The organism is Pseudoalteromonas sp. SG41-5 (assembly GCF_014164495.1).
GTDB classification, from domain to species: domain Bacteria; phylum Pseudomonadota; class Gammaproteobacteria; order Enterobacterales; family Alteromonadaceae; genus Pseudoalteromonas; species Pseudoalteromonas rhizosphaerae.
This window is the reverse complement of the sequence record NZ_JACJFH010000165.1, coordinates 1-4,808: the sequence shown is the minus strand read 5'-3', so window position 1 is coordinate 4,808 and position 4,808 is coordinate 1. Positions and strand designations below refer to the sequence as shown.

5 protein-coding genes are annotated in these 4,808 nt (G+C 41.0%); 4 read left to right on the top strand and 1 reads right to left on the bottom strand.

Annotated features, from left to right (window positions below; genetic code table 11):
• Nucleotides 1-111 precede the first annotated feature (111 nt).
• Complete coding sequence (locus tag H5232_RS22180) at nt 112-1,020, top strand: histone deacetylase (RefSeq protein ID WP_182761745.1); 909 nt, start codon at nt 112-114, stop codon at nt 1,018-1,020.
• 71 nt (nt 1,021-1,091) lie between these two features.
• Nucleotides 1,092-1,760, top strand: coding sequence for a hypothetical protein (locus H5232_RS22175; RefSeq protein ID WP_182719157.1), 669 nt, complete (start codon nt 1,092-1,094; stop codon nt 1,758-1,760).
• A gap of 4 nt (nt 1,761-1,764) precedes the next feature.
• Here H5232_RS22175 and H5232_RS22170 read toward each other — a convergent pair whose 3' ends face one another.
• Entirely contained in the window at nt 1,765-3,234 is a 1,470-nt protein-coding gene (locus H5232_RS22170; RefSeq protein WP_182831529.1) for a PLP-dependent aminotransferase family protein, read from the bottom strand.
• Nucleotides 3,235-3,349: 115 nt separating this feature from the next.
• Between H5232_RS22170 and H5232_RS22165 the strand changes: the two genes are divergently transcribed.
• On the top strand, nt 3,350-3,925 hold the full coding sequence (locus tag H5232_RS22165) for a GNAT family N-acetyltransferase (RefSeq protein ID WP_182740365.1): 576 nt from the start codon (nt 3,350-3,352) through the stop codon (nt 3,923-3,925).
• On the top strand, nt 3,925-4,527 hold the full coding sequence (locus H5232_RS22160) for an FMN-binding negative transcriptional regulator (protein ID WP_182719155.1): 603 nt from the start codon (nt 3,925-3,927) through the stop codon (nt 4,525-4,527). The genes H5232_RS22165 and H5232_RS22160 overlap by 1 nt, the downstream gene beginning before the upstream one ends.
• Nucleotides 4,528-4,808 lie beyond the last annotated feature (281 nt).

Genomic DNA, 4,808 nt, shown 5'->3' with positions numbered 1-4,808 from the left:
ACACTACTGCACCGTGAACTTGAGAGTTTGATCCACAGTGCGTAAAGCAAGTAACTGGATTGAAATTGCCCTGTAGGTTACCCTAGAGAAAATTCGCAACGCAATCTGACTATGGCTCTTAATCAACACTTACCGCTGGTTTATCACCCTAACTATTCGTTTAACTTTGACCCTAACCATCGTTTTGTAATGAGTAAATTTGCCCATTTATACCAACAAGTAAAAGCACTTGGTTTGGCGAATAGCAACCTAATCACACCTCAACTTGGCAGCCCTGAGGCGCTTGAATTGGTACATTGTGATAATTACATTCAAGATTTATGGCATAACCGCTTAGATGATAAAGCGATGCGTCGTATTGGGCTACCTTGGTCAGAACAATTAATGGCACGAACTTTTACCGCACCTCAAGGCACGTTGCAAACTGCGCGCTTAGCTCTTGAGCACGGCATTGCATGCCATTTAGCCGGCGGTACACACCACGCTCACAGCGATTTTGGCTCTGGCTATTGTATGGTCAACGACTTAGCCTTTACCGCACAAACGCTTATTCAGTCAGGCGAATTGACTAATGTATTAATTTTTGACTTAGACGTACATCAAGGCGATGGTACTGCGGCGATGTTACAACACCAACCTTATGCATATACCTGCTCAATTCATTGTGAAAAAAATTTTCCATTTCGCAAATCAGCCAGCGATCTCGACATTGGTTTAGCTAATAATATGCAAGATGATGAATATTTAGGGGTTGTTGATGATACCTTGCGCTTTTTACTCAGAGAACTTAACCCTGATTTAGTGCTGTATGATGCCGGAGTTGATATTTGGCAACAAGATGGCTTAGGTAAGCTTGATGTTAGCTGGCAAGGCATTGAAAAACGTGATCACTTAGTGTTTAAGCGCTGTATTGAGCACAATACGCCAGTGGCAAGCGTGATTGGCGGAGGTTATGACAGAGATCACTTGCGCCTTGCAAAACGCCACGCAATTGTTATAGAGCAAGCTGCGCTGTTTTAAAAGCAGAGTATAAAACTGCTAAAACAGTATTTTTGACTACACTTTAAATTCATACCTTTATTGAGATCGTTATGCGACTGTTGTTTATTTTGTTACTTGCATTTATGTCGAGTATTGCCAACGCCGAAGAAGAAGCTGTAAAAGAAGAGCTTCCGCCGATTAACCCAGCTTACAATGCGGAGCATGCTATGGTGCTCGTTAATCAAGGCTCGCGTATTTTTGCAGTTAGCCTACCGACTTATAAATTACCTCACGATGTGCAAGTTGTTTATCAAATTGAAAACCCAGATGTCGCTTTTTTAAGCCTGGTACGTGATGCAGAGCTTATTACTATTAAACCACAACCATTTAATATTCAACGCCTAATGCGTGGCGAAGAACTAACAATTACGGCAGATGTGTATGCCGGACACTACCAGCGCGATGGCAGTTTGGTTTATCAACATAGACCTATTGTAATGAGTAAATTACTTTATGCGCGGAAATTAACTGATTTGAACGAATCATCGCAGTGGCAAGAATACGACATGATCACCCTCAAAAATAATGAGCGAATCTATATCCATAAAATAACCCAAGCACCGAGTTTTAATCACCTTATTTATGCAGATTTAACCAATGCCTGTTTACAAAAATTTCGCACATCAAAACGCGTCCCAAATGCTAGCGAATTAACCTATAAATTTGCCAACTGTGGCACCTTAAAGCCGCTCTATTTTGATGTTGAAGGTTTGCAGTAAAACATTATTTACTCGAAAATAGTTGCATAGTTATAAACTTTAACCCTTGCTGCATCTTCTCGCTCGATTGTCCTGCAAAACCAAGCCGAGCATAGCTATAGTTTATGGGTTTTAAGCTACGTACTGAGTTAGTAAAGTAAAACTCGGCTTGGGTTTGTAAATATATACCTTGCTTTGCTAACTGCGCTTTTAAGTACTGAGTGTCTTTATTAAAGTTGACCCACATCGCCATGCCGCCGTCGGGCTTTTTATATTCGATTGGGTAGCCTGATGTTTGCAACTGCGTAAGATAATCATCCACCGCTTCATAGCGCTGTTTATACAGTTTGGTCATACGCTTTAAATGGCGTTCAAAGCCACCTTCTTTCATCCAGTGCGCCACAGCTAATTGCATGATCACATCGTTCTTATGGTTAATCAGCTGCTTCCACGCAGTTAATTGCGCTAATACTTCAGGCGCTGCGCAGATATAACCGATACGTGCGGCTGAAAACATAATCTTTGAAAACGTCGATAGATAAATAACAATGCCCGCAGGGTCATCGGCGGCCATGGGTTGTAATGGCTGACAGCGATAATGAAATTCATGGTCGTAGTCATCTTCGATGATCATAACGTTATGGGCATAACACAGTTGATAAATTTGCAAGCGCCGCGTTGGCGATAAGGTCACGGTAGTTGGATATTGGTGCAGCGGCGTTAAGTACAGCATTTTAATTGGATAACATTCCAGCTGGGCTTTTAAATCATCAACACATAAGCCTTCATCGTCTTGTTTTATATCAACCAATTGCGCGCCACAAGCTGCAAATGCTTGCCTTGCTGGCGGATAACCTAACGTTTCTACTGCGACAAAATCATCTTTTTTTATAAACGCTTTTGCGATTAAAAACAGTGCTTCTTGCGAGCCATTGCAGATCAATACATCGCTTACGTTTAAATTACGCGCTTTGTATAAGTAATCACAAATATGAGCTTTTAATTGCTCGTTACCACTGACCTGCCCATAATGCAGTTGATTGATATCTAAGTGATTACACACATGGCTGACGGAGCGTTTAAATTCTTTTTGTGGGAAACTGGCAAGATCAGGCAAGCCACCAGCAAAGTTATATCTATACGCAGTTAAATCCATTCCAGCAGCAGGCACAGCCAATGTTTTAGCAAATTGATAAGGTTTTGCTTTCAGTATTGGAGTACTTGAGGTACTAACACTACTTTGAATGGGCAATGACTTGGTGATCCGATAACCTGAGCGCTGCTGAGATTCAAGCCAGCCTTCCGCTACTAATAATTGCAATGCATTCATCACTGTATGGCGATTGAGCTGATAAGTGTTTGCCATGACACGCGCCGAGCTGAGTTTTACCCCTGGCGCAAGCTTGCCTTGCATTATGGCACTGCGTATCGCGCTGGCTAGTTGCAAATATTTGGCAGGCTCTGACTCATCAAATTCAATAACTAACGGCTGCATTACGACTCCAAAAACACTCTAAACTGGTCTAGTTAAAAAGCTAAAACTGGTTGTTTATTACTGACCAAAGTAGCGTACCTTTGTTATTCATAAATAGCAAAATATGGGGCTTATCATGTTTACAAAACACATTCATCAAACCAATAAGCTGGCTTTAGAGCCACTGACACAAAACCACCTTGAGGGGCTATATCAAGCAGGCCAAGATCCACAAATATGGCGTTGGGTTTTAATGAATTATACCCAAACCCGTGCAATTCTCGATGATTGGTTTATCAATACAGCGCAGTTTAATGCCGAACAACAAATAGTCTACGCCATAGTTGATAAAGCAAGTAAGCAGGTGCTTGGTACCACACGTTTATTTAGGTTAGATAAACAAAATCGCAGCGCTGAGATTGGCCACACATTTATTGCTAAAAAGTGGCAACGTAGTTTTGTAAATACCCACGCTAAATACTTGCTACTGCAATATGCGTTCGAAGAATTAGGCTTAGTGCGTATTGCTTTTAATACCCATGAACAAAACCAAAAATCGCGTAATGCTATAGCACGCCTTGGCGCCCGCTTTGAAGGCATTAGTTATAAAGACAGGTTACTTGCCGATGGCTCATACCGAAACACCGCTCAGTTCAGTATTATAGACGAGCAATGGCCGACAATAAAATCTCAGTTAGAAGGAAAACTATAATGTACCCAGCGGCCCATTTTCAACAACATGATAGTAAGCAATTACAACAGTTAGTAAATAACTATCCACTGGCGACCATTTTAATGCCTAATACACAAAACCAACTCAATGATATATGCCGCGTGCCATTATTATATGACCCAGCTCGCGAAGTTTTTATCGGCCATGTGGCCAAATATAACCCCCTGTCATCATTTGATGGTCAATCAGTGAAGCTATTATTTAGTGGCGATGATTGCTATTTATCGCCCGCTTACGCACACAATAAAACCCTACCTAGTTGGCTTTATTCGAGTGTTTATGTGACAGCTAAAGTGCGTATTGTTAAAGACCAACAGCACAAAGAACAGATCATGCAACGACTAACCGATCACTTTGAGCAACACTTTACTGAGCACGCTACAGATAAATGGCAAATTAATGAGGTACCCGTACAGCAGCGCAAGGCAATGTATCAACAATTAAGTTTTATTGAATTTATTACCATTCATTGGCAGGGCAATTTTAAACTTAGTCAAAACAAGCCAGCTGAAATACGTGCAGCCATAAAGCAAAGTTTAATGTTAGCGGGGAAACTCAGTATTGCTGAGTTAATCAATTAGCGGTGCTATAAAAATGAAAAAAGGCTCCTCGGAGATCTTAGAGCCTTTGGTTAACTTTGAAATAAACTCGGTTAATTTATACCCAAACCACCTCAAGATGCGAGTTTCAGTTGGAATTAAAAAGCGATTTAGGCAAGGCATTGATTGCAAGTAATAGTGGTTCTATTGTTAAAATCAATAACGCAGTATAAATCGCTTTTAAACCAACCCGTTGGGCGTTTCACAGGCACTTACTCTCATCGTTGTTACTTCTTAAAAGGGACTGCCATTCTTGCAAAGTA